Here is a 26395-nt window from a genome sequence, read left to right on the forward strand (position 1 = left end):
ATTTTATCCTTATGAATAAATTAATCGTATCCCTTTCGCCCCACGTTCATGGAGGCGACAGCGTGAAGAAGAATATGTACGGCGTACTCGTGGCATTGATGCCGGCCTTCCTCGTGTCGCTCTACTTTTTCGGACTGGGTGCGCTGATTGTTACGGCCACTTCCGTAGCAGCCTGCCTGTTTTTTGAATGGGCCATCGGCAAATATCTTTTAAAGAAAGAAACCGCAACTATCACCGACGGGTCTGCCGTTATCACTGGTGTATTGCTGGCATTCAACCTACCTTCCAATCTTCCTGTCTGGATTATCATCTTAGGTGCACTGTTTGCTATCGGTGTAGGTAAGATGTCTTTCGGCGGTTTGGGAGCCAATCCGTTCAACCCCGCATTGGCCGGGCGTGTGTTCCTCTTGCTCTCATTTCCCGTGCAGATGACTACTTGGCCGGTAGTTGGTCAACTAACCGCATATACCGATGCCACCACGGCCGCCACTCCTCTGGCCATAATGAAAGGAGTCATCAATGGTGCTCCGGGCATGTCGTTGAGCGACCTTCCGGGAGCTTTCGACCTGCTGATTGGTAACAATGGCGGTTGCCTCGGCGAAGTCAGCGCATTGGCCTTACTGTTAGGACTGGTCTATATGTTATGGAAAAGAATTATTTCTTGGCATATTCCCGTGTCTATTCTTGCAACAGTGTTTGTTTTTTCCGGCATCATGCATTTGGTGAATCCCGGTCTTTATGTATCTCCGTTTGTACAGCTGCTCTCAGGTGGTTTGATGCTGGGAGCCGTCTTCATGGCAACGGACTATGTCACTTCTCCGATGAGCCACAAAGGAATGTTGATTTATGGTGTATGCATCGGCTTGCTGACAGTCGTTATCCGTCTTTTCGGAGCTTATCCAGAAGGTATGTCGTTCGCCATTCTGATAATGAATGCGTTTACTCCGTTAATTAATACGTATGTCAAACCTAAACGCTTTGGGGAGGTAGCGAAGAAGAAATGAAAAAGTTAGAATCATCCTTGAAGAATATGTTGCTGGTGCTTACGGGTGTCACTGTCATCTCCGTAGCGTTGCTGGCTTATGTGAACGAACTCACCAAAGAACCCATTGCGAAGGCCAACGCCAAAACCCTGAGCGATGCGGTCAGTGCAGTAGTGCCGGGATTCGACAACGACCCCATAGCCGAAAAGAAAATGCAGGAAGTGGATGGAGTGGAATATGCCGTATATCCGGCCACTAAAGCCGGCCAATATATCGGTGCGGCCATCGAAGCTACAAGCATGGGCTTCGGTGGTGAGCTGAAGGTACTGGTAGGCTTCGATGCCGATGGAAAGGTTATAGACTATTCCTTGTTGTCGCATGTAGAGACACCGGGATTGGGTTCCAAGGCCTCCGATTGGTTCAAGAAAGGCAATAAGGGCGATATCACCGGTATGAATCCGGGTGAAACGCCGCTGACAGTCAGCAAAGACGGAGGTAAGGTAGATGCAATCACGGCTTCTACCATAACCTCGCGTGCTTTCCTTAAAGCCGTGAATGCTGCCTATGCCGCTTATGCCGGACAAAACACGGCCGACGGCACTACGAGCGCTACTCAAAAGAATGTTGAACAACCCGCCGACACCGTAGCTACCCAAGCTGCGGATACGCTCGGTGCTAAATAAGAAAGGAGTAGAGATATGAATAATTTTAAAGTGATGATGAACGGGATTGTGAAAGAAAATCCCACATTTGTGCTCCTGTTGGGCATGTGTCCTACACTTGGTACTACCTCCTCGGCCATCAATGGTATGGGCATGGGACTTGCCACCATGTTCGTACTGATTTGTTCCAATATAGTGATTTCTGCCATCAAGAATCTGATTCCCGACATGGTGCGTATCCCTTCTTTCATTGTGGTAATCGCCTCTTTCGTGACATTGCTTCAAATGGTGATGCAGGCCTATGTGCCGGCACTGTATGCCACACTGGGGCTTTTCATTCCGCTGATTGTGGTGAACTGCATTGTGCTGGGGCGTGCCGAAGCTTTTGCAGCGAAGAACGGTCCTGTGGCATCCATGTTCGATGGTTTGGGTATGGGACTTGGTTTTACGCTTGCACTGACGTTGCTGGGAGCCGTTCGCGAATTCCTCGGTACCGGAAAAATTTTCAACTTCTCCATTCTGCCCGAAGAATACGGTATGTTGGTTTTTGTCCTTGCCCCGGGTGCATTTATTGCTCTGGGATATCTGATAGCCTTGATTAACAGCCTGAAGAAGAGCAATTAAAGTGAAGGATTGAAAGAACGAAATAAACAATTAGAATTATGGAATATATATTGATATTTATCTCGGCAATCTTTGTAAACAACATCGTATTGTCGCAATTTTTGGGAATCTGCCCGTTTCTGGGCGTTTCCAAGAAAGTAGAGACGGCATTGGGCATGTCGGCGGCAGTGGCATTTGTGCTAACCATTGCTACTATTGTCACATTTCTTATTCAGAAGTATGTACTCGATGCCTTCGGATTGGGATATTTGCAGACAATTACTTTCATTCTGGTGATTGCCGCTTTGGTACAGATGGTGGAAATCATTCTGAAGAAAGTTTCTCCATCATTGTATCAGGCATTGGGTGTATTCCTCCCGTTGATAACCACCAACTGTTGTATTCTCGGTGTGGCTATCCTCGTTATCCAGAAAGACTATGACCTGCTTACGGGTGTGGTTTATGCTTTCTCTACCGCGCTCGGCTTTGGGTTGGCGTTGACCCTGTTTGCCGGCTTGCGCGAGCAGATGAGCTTGGTGGATATCCCCAAAGGCATGCGAGGCACTCCCATAGCCCTGATAACTGCCGGTCTGCTGGCAATGGCATTCATGGGTTTCTCTGGGGTCGTAAAAATCTGAGAAACAGAAACTATAAAAGATAGAAGAGGAGATAAACAAAATTTTATCTCCTCTTCTATCTTTTATATTAAAATATTTTCGTACATTTGCATCGTAATTCATAACTCTAAAGGCTAAATCGCTTAATTTGAATATGAAAGAAAAGATATTAGTTACGGGAGGAACCGGATACATCGGTTCACATACTGTGGTAGAGCTTCAGAGCGCCGGTTACGAAGTGGTTATCATCGATAACCTGTCGAACTCTTCCGCAGACGTCGTAGATAATATAGAAAAAGTGTCCGGCATACGTCCTGTGTTCGAGAAACTGGACTGTCTGAACTTTGAAGGTCTCGATGCTTTGTTTGCAAAGCACAAAGGAATCAAGGCCATCATTCATTTCGCAGCCAGCAAGGCTGTGGGCGAATCTGTTCAAAAGCCGTTGATGTATTATCGCAATAACTTGGTGTCATTGATAAACCTGCTGGAATTAATGCCGAAATATGGAGTAGAAGGTATCGTGTTCTCCTCATCTTGTACGGTCTATGGCCAGCCGGACGAACTTCCGGTAACGGAAAAAGCACCTATCAAGAAAGCAGAGTCTCCTTATGGCAACACGAAGCAGATAAACGAAGAAATTGTTCGTGACACAGTTGCTTCGGGCGCTCCTGTCAAGGCTGTCTTGTTGCGTTACTTCAATCCGATTGGTGCACACCCCACTGCATTATTGGGTGAGTTACCTAACGGTGTGCCGCAGAACCTGATACCATATCTAACCCAGACGGCCATCGGCATTCGCGAGAAATTGAGTGTATTTGGTGATGATTACAATACTCCCGATGGTTCTTGCATCCGCGACTTCATCAATGTGGTAGATTTGGCAAAGGCGCACGTAGTGGCCATCCGCCGCATATTGGAGAACAAACAGAAAGAAAAAGTAGAAGTGTTTAATATCGGTACGGGACGTGGACTTTCAGTTTTGGAATTGATAAACGCTTTTGAAAAAGCTACCGGAGTGAAGTTGAACTATCAAATTGTGGGTCGTCGTGCCGGTGATATAGAGAAGGTATGGGCAAATCCGGAATTGGCCAACAATGAATTGGGATGGAAAGCGGAAACCGGAATCGAAGATACATTGCTTTCCGCATGGAAGTGGCAGTTAAAGCTTCGTGAAAGAGGAATACAATAAATGTATATATAGTTTAAACTGACTATGAACAAATGTTCTCTACATTTGTTTATAAAGAGACAATCCGCCTGAAGCTATCGATGTATATGTGAATATCCATAAGGTAGTACGTATGTCTCCCCGACATAGACAGGTGCGATTGCATAGTAGTTTTGTCGTGTTTTATTTTGTGTTTGTGTTGTGAGTGAGGGTGTGTCAAAATAGACACATCCTCTTTTTTTGTTTTTTCGCGTCTTCCCTGCTCGATTTCCCTTATGCCGCAATCAACTCTGTTTTTCTTCCATGACGGCCTCCATTGGGCCGGAAAAGGCGTATCAGGACACAAATCAAGGCTGTAAATGCGTCTGACAGCCCCGATATCCCCCCCTTGAGCATCTTTGCGCACATTTTCTTGATGTTGAAGGCCATGGCGAAGAAGGCAAAGTCCATCAAAACCTTGTCTTTTCCAAAGTGCCGGAAGCGTCGGTATGCCATATCGAACTTCATCTGTCCGAAGACGGCTTCAGGTTCAATGCACCGCCGTCCCCTGTGCCTGATGCCTTCCCGGGAAGTGAGCCTTTCCCGTGCCTTTCCCTTGTATTCGTTCAGCCTGTGGTTGACCTCCATGATGCGTCTGTCCGTCCTTGCCCCGTAGCATCTGCATCTGAGCGGGCATCCTTTGCAGTTCTGCGCCCGGTAGCGTGCGCTTTCGGTGAGGTATCCGCCTGCGGTCTTTCCACGGGTTGTCCCGACGCGCTCCATGTGCTGCCCCATGGGACAGACGTAATAATCCTCCTCCTTATTATAGTACAGGCTGTCCTGATGGAACGGGGCCGGTGTATAATGTGGACGCTGTTCCATGTGGAAACGGTTGTACTTGACGTATGCCTCCACGCCGGCATCCTCCATGAAACGGTAGTTCTCCTCCGAGCCGTACCCCGAGTCGGCAACGGCGGTGGAAGGATGACGGTGATAGCGCCGGAAGAAAGAATCCATAAAGGGGATAAACGTGAGCGTGTCGGTGGGATTGGGAAACAGGGCAAAGTCGGTGATGAACTGGTTCTCCGTCGCTATCTGGAGATTATAGCCGGGCTTGGTCTGCCCGTTGTTCATGGCATCCTCTTTCATGTGCATGAACGTGGCGTCAGGGTCTGTCTTGGACATGGAATTGCGACTGCCAATCTGTTCAAGACGGCTGTCATACTCCTGCAGTTTCTCACGGTACTTATCCAGTTCCTTTATCTGTTTCTCCTTTTTCTTGCACTGTGCTTTCTCTTCTTTGGTGGTAGCGGCAGGGGGCGTGGCAAGGGCTTCTCTAAGTTCGGCAGACAGTTCGCTCAATGTTGCGGGCGTGAACTCCACATGCTCTTTCTCCGAGGATTTCTCTTGCGCAATGGTATCATCGACCTGCTGCAGGAGGATGCGTATCTTCTCTATCAGTTTAGTGCGATTCTTTTCTATTGTCCTGCGCCATACAAAAGTGTATTTGTTGGCTTTTGACTCTATCTTCGTACCATCGATATATTCCACATCGAGCGTTACAAAGCCACGCTCCGCGAGCAGAAGAACCAACCGGGTAAATACATTGTTGAGTTCGTCCTTGACACGATTACGGAATCGGTTGATAGTAATAAAATCAGGTTTCTCATATCCTGCAAGCCAAATGAAGTGTATGTCACGCAGGAGCAATTGCTCTATCTTGCGGCAAGAATAGATATTATTCATATAGGCATAGAGGATAACCTTGAGCATCATCTTCGGGTGGTATGGACTACGACCGCTTTCCTTGTAGAGCTTGCGGAAATTATCCAAATTAAGACCGTCAACAATGGCGTTGACCATGCGGACAGGGTCGTTCTCCGCAATATTTTCATCAAGCCGTTGTGGAAAAAGCACCGTTTGGTTGCAAGTGTAAGGGCGAAAGTGTAACTTTGACATAACGTAATTTTGTATGCCTAAAGTTACAAAAACTTTAGGAAATAGCAAAGCCCTGGCTTGAGAAAGTCGGGGCTTTGTGCAAAAAAAGAGGATGTGTCTATTTTGACACACCCTCATTTTTTATATGAGAAATAGGCTCTGTAAGTATGGCTATAAAAAATACAGATCTCACAGAATTGACATGCTTAAAATTATATAGAAGCATGCGTTTTCTGTGCAATCTGTACTTAAAAAAATGAGAGTTTTTATTCTTACTCTCTTTCCTATCGGGAATTATCTTGCTGCATAATAAGTGTTGATCATTGTTGCCTGATGAGCTGCTGCCACACCATTAGCATCCAATGTAACCGTCATTTCTTCACCGTTAGGGAGAGTGATCTGTGCAGTACCGTCATTGTTCATCTGCAAAAGTTCGGTGCTGACACCTTCGGTCACAATATTCCAAGTATTTAATTCTTTGTTGTATATCAACTCCATAGAAGTACTTTCACCTTCTTTTGTGATAGAGTAACCATTCTCAAGAGTTTGTACTAAGTAATTGCCGTTTTCACCTTTTACTTTTTTTACATCACCTACACTGGCTATAGGATTGTTACCACTCCAGAATTCGATGGAGTTGATAACCAAAGCATCGGCTACATAACATACACCATATACCGGAACAATGTTGAATGCAAGGAAAATCAATTCGTTCACAAACTTGTTGCTGACATTTTGATTCCAATTTACCAATTTACCATGCAAAGCAAAAGAGCCAATGCAGGAACTCAAAAGGAAAGCACCACAAACCATTACAGTGGCAGCCATCTTGAAATTAAGCTTTTTCATAATCATTCTTTTTTTAAAGTTTAATGATATTTTATTATGGATAGCTCTTTGAGAGAGCCATTGTTAATTACCTGCAAATATATACTTTTTCAAATAAAAAGTATATAACTCTTGAAAAAAAACTGTTTATTAAAAATAAATAACAACTATTTATCTCTTTTTTTGATATATAAACTTCTCAAGCCAACTGTCTATTGCATACTTCCCCGAACCCACAATATACATCAGGATAAATACTGCCAAATAGATAAAAGCAAGTTCTTTGGCGGCAAAAGGGTCGTTAGCATGAATGATGAAGAAAGCGACTATCATTGTGAATATCATGGGGATCATTGACAAACGGTATAAGAAACCTAAAATAAAAGCAATGGAACATGCCAATTCTCCAAAAATGGCTAAACTTAAAGAAAGGGAAGAGCCTACCCTTAAGGGATCGGGAAAAACTGCGGATAACTCTTGAAAATCTGTCCATTTCCGGATACCATGAGTCATCATTAATATACCAAACACTATTCTTGCCATTAGCAGTATAACAGATACGATTTTTCCATCCGGTTGAGTAGGAAATAATAATTGTCTAAACATAATTTTCTCTTTTTTGGTTTATATAGAGAGTGTCACTAGTGGGCACTTTAAATTAAACATCGTTCTTTGAAATCTTTGATAATCGCATAGTTATGTATCTTTTTGTAGCGTGACGATTTGAATTGAAAAGTTGTTTTAGCTTTGTCCAAAAGCTCAAAACAATGAATCAAGGCAAATATATCTTCGCTCAACTTACAGATTTTCTTCCCCGTCGTGTCTTTGACCGTTTGGTAGAGAAGTATTCCGGGAATAAGAAAATCAGAACATTCACCTGTTGGAATCAGATGCTGTGCATGATCTTCGGACAACTGACCGCCCGAGACAGTATGCGTGACCTTATGCTCAGCCTTGAGGCACACAAGAACAAGTATTATCACTTGGGATTCGGTCCAACAGTTAGCCGTACCAATCTGGGGAAAGCAAACCGGAATAGAGATTATCGTATCTACGAAGAATTTGCTTATACCCTGATTGCGGAAGCCCGTAATAGCTACAACAAAAATGACTTCGAGGTGAAAGTTGACGGTAATGTTTATGCCTTTGATTCCTCCACCATAGACCTTTGTCTGAATGTTTTTTGGTGGGCGGAATTTAAGAAACACAAAGGAGGCATCAAACTTCATACCTTGTATGATGTAAAGACTTCCATACCGACAATCGTACTGGTAACCAATGCTAAAGTACATGACGTAAACATGCTGGATGAGTTGAGTTATGAAAAGGGAAGTTTCTATATCATGGATAAAGGATATGTTGACTTCACCCGTTTGCATAAGCTTCACACCAGTGGTGCTTACTTCGTTACACGTGCAAAAGATAATATGAGATTCCGTAGAATGTATTCCCGTGAAGTCGATAAAACAACCGGAATAAAATGTGATCAGATTGGAATGCTTGAAACGTATAAATCGCTCAAAGCATATCCGGACAAACTCCGGCGGGTTAAATACTACGATGAAGAACTGGACAGAGAATTTGTGTTCATCACCAACAACATGGAACTATCAGCAGAGGAAATTGCTTTGCTATACAAGAACCGTTGGCAGGTGGAACTATTTTTCAAATGGATAAAGCAACACCTGAAAGTAAAATCTTTTTGGGGCACCACGATGAATGCAGTCAAGATACAAGTGTACTGTGCCATCATAACATACTGTCTGGTTGCCATTGTCGCTTACAGATTGAAAGTTAACCGTCCAATCTACGAAATTCTACAAATTTTGAGCTTTTCTCTACTGGATAAAACGTCTGTAAGAGAGATACTTACCGATTGCGATTACAAAAATGTCAAAGAACTAAATTATAAACAATTGAAAATCAGATGGGATTAAGTGCCCAGCAGTGAGAGAGTGTAACAAAAAATAATTCTGAAAAGTTTATTCCTGTTTCAATAAATGAAAGATGAATCGAATCGGTATTCTTTTGTTTTCAGCAATTGCTCTTTCCTTGACTTATTTGTCTTTCGCTTTGTAACCACAAGGTATAGATTCTCCTGTTAATGTCGTACATTTGAATTATTATGTTCGGTCCAAATACAGAATACATAGTGCACATTCTTAGCAGCAGCATCCGTGAGGAGGATTCATGAATGAACCTTGTCACGGAAGAATATGTCTGTTTCATTGTAGTTAGCAGAAAGTAAATATAAATAAACAGCTATAGGAAGTGTAATTTATTGAAAAAAATGTATATTTGCAACGTTCTCTTATAATAATCACTTTTGATTTCATATCCGATTGTGTTATGAGGAAAAAGACTATATATAAACTAGCAATTCTAGCTATAACAGGTTTATTGTTACTTTCGTGCTGGGATACTGATAAAAGCAGGCTTATTACTCAGGAACATTTGGATATAGATAGTTTAGAGGTACAAGGTGTGCGCTATCGCGAGCATGCACGTTTCAATGAAGCCATCGAATGCCATCGCAAAGGATTGCAAATAGCAATGCATCTTAAGGATACATTTGCAATTGTGCGAGCTTTGAATAATATTGGTACAAACTTTCGCCGTTTAGGTATTCTGGACGAAGCATCCACTTATCATTATCACGCGTTGCTGCTATGTGAACAATTTAAAGACAAAAGCAGTGTTCAAGCCAGAAAGAATAGGGTTATCACATTGAGTGGCATTGGGAATATACACCTGACATTAGATAATCGAGATACGGCAGACAGCATTTTCCGGGTAGCATTGATGGAAGAAAAAAAGCTGAATAGTAATCTCGGACTGGCCATGAATTATGCCAATCTGGGGTATATTTTTGAGCAGAAAGGGATGCTGGACTCCGCATTGGTTTATTATCAGCATTCAATGGAGCATAACCGCATGGCCAAATCCATTGTGGGGATTTCTCTTTGCCACAATCATTTCGGACGCTTGTATGAGAAAGAGAAGCGTTGGGACGACGCTTTGCGTGAATATCGCAATGCTTACAATCTGATGGTGGATAAAAGTGACCTCTATCATTGGCTGGAAGCTTGTTTGGCATTGGCGCGAGTAAATCTGTCGAAAAAGAATCTGCCGGACGCACGGTCTTACTTAGAACGTGCTAAGAAAGCAGCAAAAGAAATGAATTCCTGGGAACATTTGTCCGAAGTGTATCTGTTGAATTATCTTTATCATGAAGAAACGGGAGATTGCCGTCGTGCCCTAGACAGCTATATCCTGAATAGGACTTATGCTGATAGTATAAAAAATGCCAAGAACCAAAATCATATACAGAATTTGCGTATTGATTATGAACGAGAGAAGAATAACAGGGAATTATTGTCGGTTCGTGAAAACTATCGAATGGAACAGCGCACAAAAAACATTATTTTGAATAGCACGTTCTTTATCTTGTTCATTATGCTGGTGGCACTTGGCTTTTTGTGGTATGCTTTTCGCATGAAATCGCGTAGCCAACGGGTTATGCGGCACATGGAAAACGTACGTAACAGTTTTTTTACTAATATTACCCACGAGTTTCGCACACCATTGACGGTGATATTGGGGCTATCGGAACAATTACAGAAGGGAAAGCTGACACAGGAAGAGCAAAAGCAGGGGTTGGCCACCATTGTACGTCAAGGCAAAAGCCTGCTTGAACTGGTGAACCAATTATTGGATATCTCTAAAATAAAATCAGAATTAGGCACTCCGGAATGGCGCAATGGTGATTCGGTAGCATATATGCGTATGGTTATGGAGAACTATCGTGCTTATTCGCGACAAAAACAGATAGAGTTGCGTTTTATTCCTGCCGAAACCGTGATTATGATGGATTTCGTTCCCGAATATTTTTGTAAAATAACTCGTAACCTGCTTTCTAATGCCTTCAAGTACACTCCCAAAGGAGGAAGCATTCTTGTAACTATGAAGCAAAAGGAAGAACGGCTTATGCTATGTGTTACAGATTCCGGTATGGGAATCAGCAAAGAAGATATTCCTAATATATTCAACCCTTTCTACCAAGGAGTGAACAGCAAAGAAGGCCTTAGTACCGGAATAGGTCTTCCATTGGTACGGCAGATAGTAGAAAGTATGGGCGGCGATATCAACGTGGAAAGTATGCCTGGAAAAGGGACTACATTTACAGTTTCTCTGCCTTTGAGGCATGGAAGCACAGCTTGGAAAGCATGGACTACAGAAGAACTGTCAGAAGAAAAAGGTTGTATGGCAGAGTGTTTTGATACAAACAATTTTTCTGATATACAGGCCACATCCGAAACTTCGGAATCGCCGCTTGTCCTGATAGTGGAAGATAATGAAGATATCTCTTACTACATTGGAAGGTTGCTAAAGGAGAAATATCGCCTGCTGTATGCCCGCGACGGCGAAGAAGGGTTGGAAAAGGCAAATGAGTTTATTCCCGACTTGATAATTACAGACCTAATGATGCCCCAAAAAGACGGTTATGAATTATGCCGGGAAGTGCGCAAATCGGAACTGCTAAACCATATTCCCATCATTATCGTTACTGCCAAAAATAATGACAGCGACCGTATCGAAGGGCTTGATGCCGGAGCGGACGCTTATTTGCAAAAGCCTTTCAACCCCGACGAACTGCACATTCATGTTCAGCATCTGCTGGAACAACGCCGCATGCTGCGCGAAAAGTATTCACGCGCAACAAACGAATGCGAGAAACAAGCTGTAGAACTAAGCCTTAACGACAAGAACTTTTTAATGCGCTTGAATGATGTGATCTACTCCATGCTAAGTAATCACGATTTGAGTTCGGACATCGTGGCAGACCGTATGTGTATGAGTCTTTCACAACTAAACCGTAAGGTAAAGATCATCACAGGTTTCAGTACTTCGGGGTATGTCCTTCAAATGCGGTTGGACAAATCGAAACGTCTATTGGCCTCCACCGAAACACCGATAGGGGACATTGCCTTGAAATGTGGATTTCCGGAAATATCTTACTTTTCACGTATATTCAAGCAGACATTCCAAATGACACCTTCGCAGTATCGCAAAAGTAACAAAGAATATCTCAGTCGAGGATAAAAGTCCATTTTCCTTTCTCATGAATGCATCCGCAATGCCTGTTCATAAATACTGTGCATACTAAATCAAGCAGTTTGAGTGAACAGTAATCATTGAGTTGTGTATTGTACTTATAGGATAAATCTGCCGGATTCATAGAATAAAACCGTTTGTGGCAAACAGTAAACTTGTTCGAAGCCTGAACAAATCTCTGTTCGCGCCGTGCGAACGTATATCCGCAGGCTGCGAACGAACAAAACCCCGGTCAACACGAAGAGGTCATAGTGCCAATGTGTGATTTATGAATGTCATGGTCTTGCGGGCTGCTTGAAAGCACGTTAAAAACACTCTGTATGGAAAGCATAAAATAGAATGAAGCGGATTATCCAAGAATAGTTTTAGTTGACAGCAATCATACGACATCTTGATTATTGCAATCTAAAAATGATAGATGGTACTTTTATTGTATTTTTATTTTTGTTTAAAACAACGTCTGTAAATCAAACGATTATCTTGTATTATTGCGCATATTAGTCAAATGCTTTCAATGAAAAATGCGCAGTAGATACCAATTATTGCGTATCAGATGCAAACATTGATAGGGGCTATAGGCTACCTTTGCCAACAGAAAAACCGATGTTTTACTCAACCGTTATTCAGAATATGGATAAAAAGAAAAAACCATTACTGACATACGAACAAGTGGTAGATATAATTGACGAGCGCATTTCATGTGATGAAGACGATGCATGTGATGAGCGTATAGTACGGGTTGAAAAAGCAGCGGAGGAACTTGAACATAAGAATATGAGAAGAAAGTGGAGCAGGAGGTTGCGCCTATGCCTACGACAGTTTTGGAAAATATTCTTCAGGAATCGTTCTCAACAATAAGATAGGTTATAGGCGAAAGCTAAAAAGAACCTCTATTAAATAAAAAAGCGAACTATAATTTTAGGTATTAGATATTCGCAATGATGTATAGCACATCTTGCTTTTTAGGAAGCCTGTGAAGGTGAACATTTTTTCTTGAGGGAGATGTCCTTATAACGTTTTGTTTTGTTTGAGTTATATACTAAGGCTCCATCTCCCTCTTTATTTTTTCGTAAGGGAAGTAGAAAGTGAAATTGAAATATAACTTGGTGAGCTAGACTAGACATTCGGTATAACGTTAACAGAGAGTTCTTTTATTCTAATTCTCTCGATAAGGGCATAAGCTCTGTGAATGAAGGTCTGCCGCTGCGGCAACATCAGTGGTAGATTCTTCAATTCAAATGTTCTCAAAGGTATTGATTGAATGGAGCCTGTTTAATATTGTCCGGCACTCTCTCTTGATGAAATATAAAGAAACTCCGATTAAATAGAAGAAACTATTAAACAGGCTCTCAATCAAAAAAACAGCTTTTTCTTCGCGTAAGAAAAGCATATCTTTATTCTGAAGAGTAAACAGTCATAAGACTTCAAGATACTCCTGATTGTGAAATCAGATTTTTAATGAAAACTGGTGTTGGGTTCTCTCCTTCAGTAACATTTCTCAACTTTGAGCAATGGCTCTGGAGGAGAGATTATATTTTAGGTATTAGGAATAGAGCGAATTCCGGATATAAAGCTTCGTATCACAGGAAACATCTCTTCTGCAGATTTTAACCCGCTGCAAGCAGCCTCCAAAGGACATTGCCCTGTACCCATTCGGTTTATAATATGCGGCACTTCTTCTGCAAAAGCCACATCTATATCTGCTTTGCGCAACAGCCCCAATGCCGGGCTACTGATGACATCGGCATAAACTTTTTTGATTCCTCCCAATACTATCAGAGCAGCCGCCCCTTTTCCTATTATCTTGTCGGCAATGGCAGCCCCACGCATAAATGCAGGGTCTGCCTGATACAAATCGTATAAATCCATCACCCCTCGTCGGGTAAAGGTGCGAATTTCCTTATCATTTCTCATCACACAAGAGTATCCTCCTTTATGAAGCATGTCGATGGTGCATTCCATCTTACAGCGTTTCTTGTTTCAAATGTTCTACAAACCTGTCTATGCGATGTAACTCCTTGGGAATGTCAATTGTTTGCGGACAATGAGGGGTGCACTGATTGCAACCAATGCAATGGTTGGCCTGCCTCAGTTTGGGTACACTACGGTCGTAGCCCACAAGAAATGCCCGGCGTGCTTGCCGATAGTTTTCGTCCTGACTGCTTTCGGGTATATTTCCTTCGTTGACGCATTTGTTATAATGAAGCAGTACTGCCGGAATGTCGATGCCATACGGACAAGGCATACAATACTTGCAGTCATTGCAGGTTATGGTTGGATATTCCATCATCAAGTCTGCCGTATCATACAGAAATTGGGTTTCTTCGTCAGTCAGCGACACCAATGGCGAGTAGGTGCGTATATTATCTTGCAGATGCTCCATATAGGTCATCCCGCTCAACACCGTAAGCACATCTTCAGGCGAACCGGCATAACGGAACGCCCAAGAAGCCACACTGTTGTCCGGTTCGCGTTGCTTCAGCCGTGCCACAATGTGATCGGGCACTTTGGAAAGCCGTCCTCCCAATAGAGGTTCCATTACGACAGCCGGGATATTGCGTTTAGCCAATTCGTTATAAAGGTATTCGGCCTTGAAATTGCTGCCCGAAGCATGTTTCCAGTCTATATAATTCAACTGGATTTGCACAAAATCCCAATGCACCTCTCCACGGTCGTGCATTTGCAAAGCATAGTCATACGCCTTGATATCTCCATGAAACGACCACCCCAAACGACGGATGCGTCCTGCTTCACGCTCTTTGACAAGAAAATCAATCATGCCGTTGTCAATATAGCGTTTTTTGAATTGTTCCATTCCACCACCGCCAATCATGTGCAGCAAGTAATAGTCAATATAATCCACCTGCAATTCTTTGAACGACTTGCGATACATGGCAATAGAGTTCTCGCGGCTCCAAGTGTCGGGATGAAAATTGGAGAGTTTGGTTGCTATATAGAAAGACTCCCGCGGATGACGTTTCAATGCAATTCCCGTAGACTTTTCGCTCCATCCCTGTACATATACCGGAGATGTATCAAAATAATTCACACCATGGGCAATGGCATAATCCACCAGTTCATTAACAGCATCCTGATCTATCATATCACCCTTACCGTCCGAAGCCGGAACGGTGGGCCAACGCATGCATCCATATCCCAAGATGGAAACTTTGTCATCTCCCAAGCCCGAGAAGCTTCGGTAGGTCATTTTATCCGTAGGGATGGGTCCCAATACTTTGTTGCTTTTATTACTTCCTTCTTCAGATTTGCAACCATAGAGAGCGGCGGTAGAGCTAACGGTCGTAATACCTACGATTTTCAGGAAATCACGACGATTCATATTTTTGTTCTGTTCTTCCATAACGATAAAAGTTCTAAAGATTATACAATCCGATGTCTTTCATGCCCTTCCACATAGATGGCTGTGAACGGACGGGCCGGACAAAGATTCTCGCATGCGCCACAACCAATACAGCGCTCGACATTAATCGCCGGTATTTTCGTGGAATTTCTGTCTTCCGCCACATTCGGCACCATTTGTATAGCTCCCACGGGGCAATGACGGGCACAATTGCCACACTCCACACCATCCGTCAGCGGGATGCAGTTTCTCTTCACCCATACGGCATGGCCTATCTGAACAGACGATTTATCAACCCTGCTAATGGGTAATATAGCCCCTGCCGGACAAACTTCAGAGCACTTCACGCACTCCGGCCTACAATAACCACGTTCATACGACATCTCCGGCTGCATCAACTTCATCAAGTCAGTAGAAGGACGAAGAACTTGATTGGGACAGACTGATACGCAGAGTTGGCAGGCCGTACAATGCTGCGCCATATTATGTGCACTCAACGCCCCCGGAGGAGTGATGGGCGTATTGCGATGGGGAATTGCTTTATCTTCAATTGTAGCCAGTCCGCCATCAACTTTCTTCTCCTGAGCTTTTACGAGAGAGGTGGCGGCAACCAAAGCTGTAGCCGTGAAGAAGCTGCGACGAGTATTATCCATATTATTATCTGAAGATATATTCGTGGCAGAAGAAGCTGCCGTTACAATGCTTTCTCCTTTTTGACTCCCGGCTGCATGATAGCTGCCTATGGGGTGATACTTATAAGAGATAGCACCGTGATTGCATGTTCCGATGCAATCCATACACGTCACGCAACGGCTGTTGTCTATGCGATATGATTTAAAATCAATGCATGCAGCCTTGCAACGACGGGAACATAGACTACACTTGTTACATTTCTCCGGATCTATCGTGATACGAAAAAGAGAATATCGTGAAATAAATCCCAAGACGGTGCCCACAGGACAGATTGTATTACAATAGGTTCTCCCGTTGCGCACGGCCAAAATGATGAGTAAAACGAAAGTTGCAACGGCAATGAGCAATGTAGGCAAACTCTTTATCCAGACCTCTGTTTCATAAAAGGCATAGCTGTCTGCACGCTCGGCCAAGTAAGCTAATCCGTTATTAGCCCATTGCCATATCGGTTGGAACAGGTTATTGGCTATGCGTCCATACGAACTGTAAGGTGCAAGTAAGGCAACGAACGAGCCAACACCGGCAATCAATGCAATTACAAACACTCCCAGTACACCGTAGCGCAACCATGACAAGGCGGGCGAGTAAGAGTAGGGGAGTTTTCTGCGTTTCGGGATTCTTCGTCCCAGCCATGCCATGACGTCCTGAAGGACACCCTAAGGACAAATGACGGAGCAATAAATACGTCCGCATACCAATGTGAGGATAACGAGCAACAGTATCACTCCCACGTTTAACGCCAATACGGCGGGGAGGAACTGAATTTTGGCCAGCCATCCGAACCACCCGTGCAATGTCCCTGTAAAGTCGAGGAACAATAAGGTGATAAGTGCAAAGAAAATCAATGCAAGAGTTAGTCTAATCTTCCGTAACATGATATTTTGATTTTAGGGTTTCTACAAGGGTATCAATAACCGGCGGTGAGCCATGTCTTAAATTCTGCTGCTTTATTTTTACTGATATAAATTCGTTCAGGCACTTCTGTATCAAGAGTGACAAGCAAGCGATTATCAAACCAGATTGTTATATTGACCACATTGTCTCGTCTGATTATAAATTGCTTGTTGGCACGAAAAAAGTTATTGGAATCAAGTGTTGTCATTATTTGATCCAATGTTTTGGAATAAGGATAATGAGTACCGTTTTTCAAATATATAAAAGAATTCTTATCGGCAGTATAAAAGAATGCAATATCGCTGAAACCTATCGGAATCAATTTATCTTTATAAGGTATCAGCATCTTGCTTTTATGCATTGAAGAGGGAGCAAGTTGCAGCAACTGCGATAAATAATGGCTAACATCAGTGTGGCTTAGTCTCTTGAACTTATCAATGGCGTGTTTCACTTCGCAGACTTTGATAGGCTTCAGCAAATAATCTATACTATTCACTTTAAAGGCCTCAATGGCATACTGGTCATAAGCCGTAGTAAATATAATGGGAGTTTCCACCTCCATTTTATCAAATATGGCAAAGGCTGAATCATCGGAAAGATGTATATCCATAAATATTAAATCGGGAGCAATTCCGGTTTTTAACCAATTGATGGTCTGCACCACACTTTCCGTATTGCCCACAACTTCAATATCCGGATCTATTTCACGCAGAATTTCCCTCAGATTTTCATACGATGATGTCTCATCCTCAACAATCAATACTTTCATTGCCACTTCATTTTAGAGGTAGATAAACAGTAAACCTTTTCTCTGTCATTTCAACCCTGATTTTTCGATTGGCCAACAATAGGAATCTGTTTTCCAGGTTTTTCAAACCGGTGCCGTTTGTCAATGGAACGGACAGTTTGGGATGTATCGGGTTAGAAACAATCAATTCGTCGCACTCATTCATAAATATGGAGATTTCCATTTTATGATCCGCATCTATTTTATTATGTACTATTACATTATCTACCAGTGGGAGCAAGGAAAGGACCGGCAAGGTCAAGGAATCTTTCGCAGCATTATCTATGTCGATTAAAAAAACGAGTTTATTGGCAAAACGTACTTCGGCGACAAATTGAAAGGCTTCAATAAATTCCAGTTCTTCGCGAAGAGAGACCACTCCTTTACGGTCGCTCTGCAAAATATACCGGAACATGTCCGACAGCTGGTCTACATATTCCAGTGTTTTTTTATCGTCCTTTTTACGGATCAATGATGAGATTCCACTGAGTGAATTGAAAAAGAAGTGAGGATTGATCTGATTAGTCAAAGCGTCACAACGGCTTTGCAGATTCTCCGTGCGCAAGCGTTCTATCTCTATTTCCTTTTCCTGCTGGGTTTTGTATAGCATAATGATATGTCCCAACAAAGTGGATATACAACAAACCACAAAGAATTGAAAGATGAGTATGCTTCCTATCGCATCGCGTGCCCCACAAAATTTAAAATTCAACGAGATAGGAACAAAAATGACATAGGCTGCCACTGCAATCATGAAATTGTAGAAAAACCTACGTTTGAGTTGATATAACGTGGCCTTGCGTAAATTGAAACGAAGTAATAAAGTGAATAAACCGGCGATATAAAGATAGCGGAAGATAAAAAACAAGCTGAAAACGATCCGATGACTTTGTGCAGCAGGAGAGTAAAATTCCCATGGCAGACATATTACGTTGGGATAGATAATGAGCATAGCCCCTATCAATCCGATAAGTAAAATCCTCCGGGAAATGTGTGCTGCGAATGAATTCATGGAATAACTGATAGTTCTTCATAAATGTACACAAAAAAAGGAGGAAGCTATGATTCGGTGGGAATTAAAACGAAAGAAAAGAGGATAAAAGCGAATTTACTCAATCGTTGTACACCCTCAGGGATTCGAACCCTGGACCCACTGATTAAGAGTCAGTTGCTCTACCAACTGAGCTAAGAGTGCATTCTGTTTTTTCTAATTTTGCGGGTGCAAAAGTAGTCTTTTGAATTTATTTAGCCAAACAAATGTTTATGTTTTTGCGAAAGGAGGGTGGTTTTTACTCAAATTCATACAAATCGGAAGGTGTTGTACGTTTCAATGCACAAAGATGTACGTCTTTTCCTACAACAATTCCTTTTTCTTTTAACTTCCACTCCACTGTTTTGTATGCCAATTCCGGATGATTATTGTCCTTACTCAAATGACAAAGCCAAATGTATTGCAAATGTCCCGTCATGTTTTCCGAAATAAATTCGGCGGTAGCTATGTTGCTCATGTGTCCGGTACGGCTGGTTATACGCTCCTTTAGATAGGGAGGATAACTGCCCATGCGCAACATCTCATCATCATAATTGGCTTCCAGTATGAGATAATTGGCCTTTTTAATATATTCCGCCGCAGTAGGAGTGATTTCGCCAAGGTCGGTGAGGAATGAAAACACCTTACCGTCTATTTGGATGCAATAGCCCACATTGTCCGTGCCGTCATGGGGCACTTCGAAAGACTCGATGGTAAAATCTTCTAATTGCATGGGTTGCTGTTTCTCCAAGTTACGGGCAGACGAATGTAGTTTTTCCGTCATGCAATAGCTCCGGTTGATGCCTTCATGAATCCGTGCAGTAGTATAAATGGGTATATTCAATTTTTCGCCCAATCCGCCTACCGCCTTAATATGATCGGCATGGTCGTGTGTGACGAATACGGCACGTACCATATCCATACTGATGCCGGCTTCTTTCAGCCCTTTCTTAATGGTTCGTACTGCAATACCTGCATCAATGAGTATTCCGTATTTTTCTGTTCCTATATAATAGCAGTTGCCGCTACTTCCGCTGGCAAGGCTTATGAATTTTATTTTCATTTTTATCTCCTTAATTGCAAAAATAGAGAGTTATCTCAGAAAAGTCGCTCTGAACTCATCTTTGCTTTGAGGGAACAAATATACGAAAACTATGCGATATGGAATTTATGCATTCTTCTTTTTGTCAATGAATTCTGTGGTTTTGGCAAAAACAGACAGTGCAACCGCGGCAACCAGTCCGATGCCGGCAAAGTAATACCAGATATAATGCGCATTAGTGCTGGCGGCCTCCCACGCTTCGCGTGTTTCAAATAAAACCGGGTCGGGACAGTATTTTGTCAGAAGCACACCGGCTATACCGAATCCGAAAATGGATGACAAGAACGAGTGGAGATGGCTGAAGCCGAGATACATGCCCTCCTCTCCCTTAGGAGCTTGCAAAGAGAAATATTCGAGATAGCGGGGGGAGATGAAGCATTCTGCCAGAGCCTGCACCACGATGCCGAGTACCATCATCAGCGTGATGTTGCTCATGCCACCGATCACCTCATTACCCAATAGATTGCCACATGCCATCAGCAATGCCGAGATGGGAATCAGAAACATGCCTATATTCATGGATAAGATGGCCGAACGTTTTGCCATCAGCCGGGTGATGAAGCTTACGCAGCAGACCACGACAAACGGATTCACATTGGCTATCCATCCCGGCTTGGCGGTTTCGCCTGCCATGCGAATCACGTATTTGGGCATGGTGGCATACAATTGCTGCTGTACCATCCAGAAGCCCGTGACGATAAGAATAAGAATCAGCAAACGCCAGTTAGTGATGATGCGCATAAATCCCCGGCCTATTTCGCGCATACTCTTTCCTTCGCCGGCCGTATGTGCCGATTTATACAATAAGATGACGGACAATAAAGCCAGAATTGTCATTGCAGCCGAGAAATAATTGATATAGATATAGGCTTGCTCGCCAATGAGATTCCGCAATGGGTCGACAACGGTTTTTCCGGTGAAGGCTCCTATGTTGACCATCATATAGAAAATGGAATATCCCCGTGCCCGGGTAGCTTCTGTTGTTTCTTTGGCTACCGACCCTGATATGATGGATTTGATAAATGAGCCTCCTACCATGATAACAAACAAAATGGGAACAATCATCCACTTGTCGTTACTCTCCGGTAATCCGGAGAAACGAGTCACCTCACCATATTCCACCAATCCGGCAGCTTCCAGCAGAGTAGGGAGCAAGCCCAGTCCCAAATATCCTACGGAAAGCAACGAAAAAGCTATAAGCATCGATTTTCTGAAACCTATTTTATCGGCATATGCTCCGGAAAAGATTGGTAATAAATAGAGGCCGCCCGAAAACAAACCAGAAATCATACTCGCTTCAAAATCATTGAAACCTAAAATGCTGGAAAGATAAATGGTGAGAACAATAAATACGGCATAATATGCCATACGTTCAAAAAGCTCGACTGTGGTACTTACCCAAAAGGCTTTACTGAAGCCTTTGGAGGTGGCTTGAGGTGATTGCATCATCCTAATGTATATTTTGTTGGGTTGATAAAAAAATAAACGCAAAAATACATTTTTAGAATAAAAGAAGCAAATCCCTCTTATTCTTACCGATTGATTATTTATGGCAAGGCTATTAATCAGAAGAGGAGCGGGGCTTGGATGCAAAAGTTACCGGAAAAGGAAGCGTTTGGTAACTTACTGAAAATAGGTGTTTTACACTTATACAAGTGTGAGCTTGCGCTTGTACAAGTGAAAGCTTGCAGTTGTACAACCGTAACCCCACACTTCAGCAAGCGTCCGCCCACACTTCAGAAGCTGTAATCCCACACTTCAGGAACGATATGGTGTGGGCTTACGGGTGCTTTGCCCGGCGGTTATGATTGGCCCACTGTCAGAATCGGAAGAAGTTCTTAGCGTTATGATAGCTGATATCTTCAATCATCTGATTTACACGTTCCATTTCGGATGCGGGAATTTCACCGTTTTCCACGTCACGTCCCACAAGGTTGCACAATGTGCGACGGAAGTATTCATGACGAGGATAGGAGAGGAAAGAGCGGGAATCGGTCAGCATACCCACAAAACGGCTCAGTAATCCCAACACGGAAAGCGCGTTCATCTGTTTCTCCATACCGTCTTTTTGGTCGAGGAACCACCAACCGGAGCCGAACTGTATCTTACCGGCAACCGTTCCATCCTGAAAGTTACCCAACATAGTAGCAATCACCTCATTTGCGCATGGATTCAGGTTGTAGAGGATGGTCTTTGTAAGCTTTCCTTCCGAGTTCAGACGGTCGAGGAACTTAGCCATTGCCTTCGCCGTAGTAAATTCGCCGATGGAATCAAAGCCTGTATCAGGCCCCAACAATTTAAACATCTTGCTGTTGTTGTTGCGGATGGCTCCATAATGGAACTGTTGCGTCCAGCCCTTTTCCCAATCCATCTCTCCAAACACTACCAACATGGCCGACTTGAATTTCAAGGCCTCTTCTATGGTCAGCATCTTACCGCCATATACTTTATTGAATATCGCTTTGATTTCCGCATCTGTATAATCTTCGGCATAGAACTCCTCGATGCCATGATCGGACAATTTGCAACCTTGTTCGGCAAAGAAGTCATGACGCTTACGCAAAGCGGCAATCATGTCGTCAAAACCCGAAATGGTAACACCGCTCACCTCTGCCAGCTTTTCTACGTAAGCGCGAAAGTCGGCAGGACTTTCCACTGCCATAGCCTTGTCGGGACGCCAAGTAGGCAACATCTTGATCTCAAAACCGCTTTTGCGGGTCTTGATGTGATACTCCAAAGAATCAACCGGATCATCGGTCGTGCAAACTACTTCCACATGATAACGCCGCATCATGCCGCGTGCCGAATATTCCGGCTGCTTCAGTTTCTCGTTGCACTCCTCATAGATTTCACGGGCGGTTTTAGGATTCAGAATCTTGTCAATGCCAAAAGCTGTTTTCAGTTCAAGATGAGTCCAATGGTACAACGGGTTGCGGAAAGTGTAGGGTACGGTTTCCGCCCATTTCTCGAATTTCTCCCAATCGGTGGTGTCTTTGCCCGTACAGAAACGTTCATCTACGCCATTGGTACGCATGGCACGCCATTTATAATGGTCTCCACCCAACCAGATTTCCGTCAAGGACTTAAACTGATAGTCATCTGCCACCATTTGAGGAATCAAGTGGCAGTGATAGTCGATAATCGGCATTTTAGCCGCATGCTCATGATATAACTTCTGCGCAGTTTCTGTTTGCAACAAGAAGTTCTCATCCATAAAGTTCTTCATCTTTCTGTGTTTTAAATATCTAAAAATATTACTTGACTGACATAATACGCATATAGCATTGATTGTAAGGCATATAAGACTGATTACCCTTTTTATTTTTATTAACCGTTATCGAACACAAAAGTAGAATTTTTACTTGGAGAAACAAAATAATTCGTATCTTTGCGGCAAATATTTATAATATTTAAGTATTAAACGTCACACCTTTATCGACTCAGGAATACACCTTAAAAATGGAAAATAAAATCTATACCATTAAAGACATCGCACGTATGGCAGGCGTCTCTGCCGGAACCGTGGATCGCGTATTGCACAATCGCGGAGACGTATCCCATGCCAGTATGGAGAAGGTTCAGAAAGTACTCGATGAGATAGACTATCAACCTAACGTGTTTGCCATTGGGCTGGCTGCCAAGAAGCGCTATCGCATTGTTTGCATTATACCTTATTATATAGAGCACGATTATTGGCATGCCGTAGCTCAAGGGGTTGGGCGTGCTGCGCAAGAACTCCATCTTATTAATGTAGGGGTGGATTATTTATACTATTCGCATGCCGACAAGCAGTCATACGAAGAAGCGTGCCGGCTTCTCCAACAAGAATCGGCCGATGCGGTATTGATTGCACCGAACTTCGAGGAAGAGACATTGAAGCTTACATCTTATCTGGAAAAGAACGATATTCCATATGTATTTGTCGATTTCAACATTGAGCACACACATGCCTTATGCTATATCGGGCAAGATTCCAGAACCAGCGGATACATTGCTGCCAAAATCCTGATGAGCAGCTACGAAGCAGGGCAGGAGCTTGTGCTTTTCCTCAACAACCAGAAGAACAATCCGGCCGAGATACAGATGCAGCGCCGCTTGGAAGGATTCATGCAATATCTTGCCGAGAGACATTACAACCTGCCCATTCACGACATCGTTCTGCACAAAGAAGACGCAGATACCAATCTGCAAATATTAGACGCGTTCTTTAATGAACACCCAAAGGCTGTTTTAGGAGTGGTATTCAATTCCCGCGTATATCAAGTGGCGCACTATTTGCAGCAGAAAGGGCAGAAGTTGAAGAATCTGTTAGGTTACGACCTTCTGCAAAAGAACGTGGAATACCTGAGAACAGGCGAAGTGAACTATCTCATCGGCCAACGTCCCGGCCTGCAAGGTTATTGCGGCGTAAAAGCCTTGTGTAATCATATTGTCTTCAAGAAAACGGTCACAGCCGTGAAATACATGCCTATTGATGTGATGATGAAAGAAAACATTGATTTTTATTTTGAGTTCGAGTAATGCCAGTCTTTTCTTCAATGACAAGTAACATAAATAACCATATCAATCATTTAAACCATTTTTTTGAAATGAAAGCATTAAACAGAGAAACAGCTACCAAAGTACAACGTCCGGAACGCATCATCCAGTTTGGTGAAGGAAACTTCCTGCGTGCGTTTGTGGATTGGATTATCTACAACATGAATCAAAAGACAGATTTTGATAGCAGCGTAGTAGTAGTGCAACCCATCGACAAAGGTATGGTGGATATGCTGAATGCGCAAGATAATCTTTATCATGTCAACCTGCAAGGCCTGGACAAAGGCGAAACAGTCAACAGTCTGACTTTGATTGACGTAATCAGCCGCGCATTGAATCCTTATACACAAAACGAGGAGTTCCTGAAATTGGCAGAGCAGCCGGAAATGCGCTTTGTTATCTCCAACACTACGGAAGCCGGTATTGCCTTCGATCCCTCGTGCAAACTTACCGATGCCCCCGCTGCTTCCTATCCGGGCAAGCTGACACAATTGCTGTATCATCGTTTCAAAACATTCAATGGCGACAAGAGCAAGGGACTTATCATCTTCCCCTGCGAACTGATATTCCTGAACGGGCACAAACTGAAAGAGACGATTTATCAATACATCGAATTATGGCAGTTGGGCAACGAGTTCAAAGCCTGGTTCGAAGAGGCTTGTGGTGTGTATGCTACATTGGTCGACCGCATTGTACCGGGATTTCCCCGTAAAGATATTGCCGCCATTAAAGAAAAACTGCAATACGACGACAACCTCGTGGTTCAGGCTGAGATTTTCCATTTGTGGGTAATTGAAGCGCCGCAAGAAGTGGCAAAAGAGTTCCCCGCAGACAAGGCCGGACTGAACGTGCTGTTTGTTCCATCCGAAGAACCTTACCACGAAAGAAAGGTAACACTGCTGAATGGTCCTCACACTGTTCTGTCTCCGGTATCCTACCTATCCGGAATCAATATCGTTCGTGACGCTTGCCAACATCCGGTAATCGGTAAATACATCAATAAAGTGATGTTCGACGAATTAATGGAAACATTAAACTTGCCTAAAAACGAGCTGAAGAAGTTTGCCGAAGACGTATTGGAGCGTTTCAATAATCCGTTTGTCGATCATGTCGTAACCAGTATCATGCTGAATTCATTTCCCAAATACCAGACTCGAGATCTTCCGGGATTGAAGACCTATTTGCAACGCAAAGGCGAACTGCCCAAAGGATTGGTGCTCGGCCTTGCAGCCATCATTACATATTACAAAGGTGGTGTTCGCGAAGACGGTGCTGAAATCGTTCCAAACGATGCTCCGGAAATCATAGAACTTCTGAAAGATTTATGGGCAACCGGCGATACCCAAAAAGTAACAGAAGGGGTATTGGGTGCAACGTTTATTTGGGGAGAAAACCTGAATTCCATTCCCGGACTTAGCACAGCTGTGAAAGCTAACTTGGACTCGATTCTATCTAAGGGAATGCTGGAAACAGTGAAAGGTATCCTTTAAAAATAAGTAGCCCCAAGAGTCATGAGGCCCTTGGGGTTACCTATTTCTATTCTGCCGTACGCAGAATAAATGTGGTGGCGCCAATAGTTACAATTGCTCCATCCTTAATGCGGACACGATCTTTGTCACCTAAAAGTTCATTGTTCAGGAAAGTCCCTGTCAGGCTGGGAGCATCGCGCAGTGTATATACCAGTCCGCCTTGCTTGCCGCGTTTTACATTGATAATGCAATGCCTGCGATCCATGCTCATGTCCGAGCTTTCTATAGGCGCATGAATTACTGTTCCCACACAACGACGCCCTATCACATTATCCCCCTCCTTGAGAGGTAGTACCTGTTTGAATCCGAATACATTTTCTATAACCGTAATGCTACCGAAAGCATTTTTGTATTCTTCTTCATTGGGTAGCTCCTCTTTTTGAGGAGCTTGCATTTTTGTCTTGCCTAAGCGAATGCTGAATTGCTTTTTACATTGCTCGCAAACAAAGACCAATGACTGGCCTTCGCTATACTTTGTTTCATCGAACGTTAAATAACTCTCACATTTAGGACAACGGATTCGTTTCATTGATTATCAAAATATTATAATTGATATGGAGAGGTATA

20 protein-coding genes, 1 tRNA gene and 1 pseudogene are annotated in these 26395 nt (G+C 43.2%); 9 read left to right on the forward strand and 13 right to left on the reverse strand.

What is annotated here, in order from left to right; genetic code table 11:
* The first annotated feature begins 11 nt into the window (after positions 1-11).
* The 5 genes from C3V43_RS03370 to galE all read left to right on the forward strand — a co-directional run bounded on the left by C3V43_RS03370 (position 12) and on the right by galE (position 4054).
* A complete protein-coding gene (locus C3V43_RS03370; protein ID WP_106068595.1) occupies positions 12-1004 on the forward strand; it encodes an RnfABCDGE type electron transport complex subunit D in 993 nt (330 codons plus the stop codon).
* Positions 1001-1666: an RnfABCDGE type electron transport complex subunit G gene (locus C3V43_RS03375; RefSeq protein WP_106068596.1), complete on the forward strand. Its 666-nt coding sequence runs from the start codon at positions 1001-1003 to the stop codon at positions 1664-1666. Before C3V43_RS03370 ends, C3V43_RS03375 begins: the two co-directional genes overlap by 4 nt.
* A 15-nt stretch (positions 1667-1681) precedes the next feature.
* Positions 1682-2269 carry an electron transport complex subunit RsxE gene (rsxE, locus tag C3V43_RS03380; protein ID WP_106068597.1) on the forward strand — a complete coding sequence of 196 codons (588 nt, stop codon included), beginning with the start codon at positions 1682-1684 and terminating at the stop codon, positions 2267-2269.
* 38 nt (positions 2270-2307) lie between these two features.
* Positions 2308-2886 (forward strand): electron transport complex subunit RsxA, encoded by a 579-nt coding sequence (gene rsxA / locus C3V43_RS03385; RefSeq protein ID WP_106068598.1) that lies wholly within the window; start codon positions 2308-2310, stop codon positions 2884-2886.
* A 133-nt stretch (positions 2887-3019) separates the two neighbouring features.
* Positions 3020-4054, forward strand: coding sequence for a UDP-glucose 4-epimerase GalE (gene galE / locus C3V43_RS03390; RefSeq protein WP_106068599.1), 1035 nt, complete (start codon positions 3020-3022; stop codon positions 4052-4054).
* Between the two features lie 252 nt (positions 4055-4306).
* Here galE and C3V43_RS03395 read toward each other — a convergent pair whose 3' ends face one another.
* The 3 genes from C3V43_RS03395 to C3V43_RS03405 all read right to left on the reverse strand — a co-directional run bounded on the left by C3V43_RS03395 (position 4307) and on the right by C3V43_RS03405 (position 7384).
* Entirely contained in the window at positions 4307-5971 is a 1665-nt protein-coding gene (locus C3V43_RS03395; protein WP_106068183.1) for an IS1182 family transposase, read from the reverse strand.
* Between the two features lie 273 nt (positions 5972-6244).
* Positions 6245-6799, reverse strand: coding sequence for a DUF3332 domain-containing protein (locus C3V43_RS03400; protein WP_106070445.1), 555 nt, complete (start codon positions 6797-6799; stop codon positions 6245-6247).
* Between the two features lie 150 nt (positions 6800-6949).
* Complete coding sequence (locus C3V43_RS03405) at positions 6950-7384, reverse strand: DoxX family protein (protein ID WP_106068600.1); 435 nt, start codon at positions 7382-7384, stop codon at positions 6950-6952.
* 161 nt (positions 7385-7545) lie between these two features.
* On the opposite strand from C3V43_RS03405, the gene C3V43_RS03410 reads away from it, so the two are divergent.
* Together C3V43_RS03410 and C3V43_RS03415 are read left to right on the forward strand one after the other, a co-directional pair.
* Positions 7546-8715, forward strand: a complete 1170-nt coding sequence (locus C3V43_RS03410; protein WP_106068085.1) for an IS4 family transposase — start codon at positions 7546-7548, stop codon at positions 8713-8715.
* A 517-nt stretch (positions 8716-9232) separates the two neighbouring features.
* Positions 9233-11881 (forward strand): hybrid sensor histidine kinase/response regulator transcription factor, encoded by a 2649-nt coding sequence (locus C3V43_RS03415; RefSeq protein WP_235655882.1) that lies wholly within the window; start codon positions 9233-9235, stop codon positions 11879-11881.
* Between the two features lie 1548 nt (positions 11882-13429).
* Here C3V43_RS03415 and C3V43_RS03425 read toward each other — a convergent pair.
* From C3V43_RS03425 to uxaC, 9 genes and pseudogenes are all read right to left on the reverse strand, one after another.
* Positions 13430-13855 carry a DUF1893 domain-containing protein gene (locus C3V43_RS03425; protein WP_106068603.1) on the reverse strand — a complete coding sequence of 142 codons (426 nt, stop codon included), beginning with the start codon at positions 13853-13855 and terminating at the stop codon, positions 13430-13432.
* 1 nt (position 13856) lies between these two features.
* On the reverse strand, positions 13857-15254 hold the full coding sequence (locus tag C3V43_RS03430) for an aldo/keto reductase (protein WP_106068604.1): 1398 nt from the start codon (positions 15252-15254) through the stop codon (positions 13857-13859).
* A 20-nt stretch (positions 15255-15274) separates the two neighbouring features.
* Positions 15275-16822 (reverse strand): annotated as a pseudogene (locus C3V43_RS03435) (4Fe-4S dicluster domain-containing protein).
* A gap of 32 nt (positions 16823-16854) precedes the next feature.
* Positions 16855-17610 carry a LytR/AlgR family response regulator transcription factor gene (locus tag C3V43_RS03440; RefSeq protein ID WP_106068605.1) on the reverse strand — a complete coding sequence of 252 codons (756 nt, stop codon included), beginning with the start codon at positions 17608-17610 and terminating at the stop codon, positions 16855-16857.
* A 7-nt stretch (positions 17611-17617) separates the two neighbouring features.
* Positions 17618-18640 carry a sensor histidine kinase gene (locus tag C3V43_RS03445; RefSeq protein WP_106068606.1) on the reverse strand — a complete coding sequence of 341 codons (1023 nt, stop codon included), beginning with the start codon at positions 18638-18640 and terminating at the stop codon, positions 17618-17620.
* 110 nt (positions 18641-18750) lie between these two features.
* A tRNA-Lys gene (locus tag C3V43_RS03450) sits at positions 18751-18823 on the reverse strand.
* Between the two features lie 94 nt (positions 18824-18917).
* Complete coding sequence (locus tag C3V43_RS03455; protein ID WP_106068607.1) at positions 18918-19721, reverse strand: MBL fold metallo-hydrolase; 804 nt, start codon at positions 19719-19721, stop codon at positions 18918-18920.
* A 105-nt stretch (positions 19722-19826) separates the two neighbouring features.
* The gene (locus tag C3V43_RS03460; RefSeq protein WP_106068608.1) at positions 19827-21209 is read right to left on the reverse strand and encodes a peptide MFS transporter; all 1383 of its coding nucleotides are present in this window, start codon (positions 21207-21209) and stop codon (positions 19827-19829) included.
* 370 nt (positions 21210-21579) lie between these two features.
* The gene (gene uxaC, locus C3V43_RS03465) at positions 21580-22986 is read right to left on the reverse strand and encodes a glucuronate isomerase (RefSeq protein ID WP_106068609.1); all 1407 of its coding nucleotides are present in this window, start codon (positions 22984-22986) and stop codon (positions 21580-21582) included.
* A gap of 233 nt (positions 22987-23219) precedes the next feature.
* Between uxaC and C3V43_RS03470 the strand changes: the two genes are divergently transcribed.
* Together C3V43_RS03470 and C3V43_RS03475 are read left to right on the forward strand one after the other, a co-directional pair.
* A complete protein-coding gene (locus C3V43_RS03470; protein ID WP_106068610.1) occupies positions 23220-24281 on the forward strand; it encodes a LacI family DNA-binding transcriptional regulator in 1062 nt (353 codons plus the stop codon).
* A 68-nt stretch (positions 24282-24349) separates the two neighbouring features.
* Positions 24350-25789 (forward strand): tagaturonate reductase, encoded by a 1440-nt coding sequence (locus C3V43_RS03475; protein WP_106068611.1) that lies wholly within the window; start codon positions 24350-24352, stop codon positions 25787-25789.
* Between the two features lie 46 nt (positions 25790-25835).
* Here C3V43_RS03475 and C3V43_RS03480 read toward each other — a convergent pair whose 3' ends face one another.
* Positions 25836-26357, reverse strand: coding sequence for an FHA domain-containing protein (locus C3V43_RS03480; RefSeq protein WP_106068612.1), 522 nt, complete (start codon positions 26355-26357; stop codon positions 25836-25838).
* Positions 26358-26395: the final 38 nt, after the last annotated feature.

Origin of the sequence: Prevotella heparinolytica, from assembly GCF_002998535.1 — a bacterium.
Classification (GTDB): Bacteria; Bacteroidota; Bacteroidia; order Bacteroidales; family Bacteroidaceae; genus Bacteroides; species Bacteroides heparinolyticus.